The following is a 700-nucleotide window of genomic DNA, read 5'->3' on the forward strand; positions in this document are numbered from 1 at the left end:
CCCGAAACCCGCGCCAGCCACGGCATCATCGAGTCCGGGATCGCCGCCATCCCGACCCTACAGGGGACCCTCAATGGGCGCTACGGCGTCAAACTCACCGGCAGGTTGCTGCTCAAACAAGACAGCCATCTGCCATCTCCGGCTCCATCAAGGCGCGCGGCGGCATCCACGAGGTGCTGGCCCATGCCGAACACCTGGCCATCCAGGCTGGGCTGCTGCGCGAGACGGATGACTATCGCACGCTGTTTTCGGACGAGTTCCGCCACTTCTTCAGCCAGTACAGCATCGCGGTGGGGTCGACCGGCAACCTCGGCCTCTCCATCGGCATCATGAGTGCCCGCCTCGGCTTTCGCGTCACCGTCCACATGTCCGCCGATGCGCGGGAGTGGAAGAAGCAAAAATTGCGCGATCATGGCGCCATCGTCGTGGAATATGCCGACGATTACGGGGTGGCGGGGGAGCAGGGACGCAAGGAGGCCGAACGCGATCCCGCCTGCTTCTTCATCGATGACGAGCACTCTCGCACCCTGTTCCTCGGCTATGCGGTGGCGGGCGAGCGGGTGAAAAAGCAGTTCGACGAGATGGGCATCAGGGTGGACGCTGACCATCCGCTCTTCGTCTACCTGCCTTGCGGCGTCGGCGGTGGCCCGGGCGGGGTGGCCTTTGGTCTCAAGCTGGCGTTCGGGGACAACGTGCACTG

At 64.6% G+C, this 700-nt stretch carries 1 protein-coding gene; it reads left to right on the forward strand.

What is annotated here, in order from left to right; translation table 11 throughout:
• Positions 1-173: 173 nt before the first annotated feature.
• The coding region (locus RA27_RS22985; protein WP_275451361.1) for a D-serine ammonia-lyase at positions 174-700 on the forward strand (527 nt) is incomplete at its 3' end.

This window comes from Ruegeria sp. ANG-R (genome assembly GCF_000813985.1).
Lineage (GTDB): Bacteria > Pseudomonadota > Alphaproteobacteria > Rhodobacterales > Rhodobacteraceae > Ruegeria.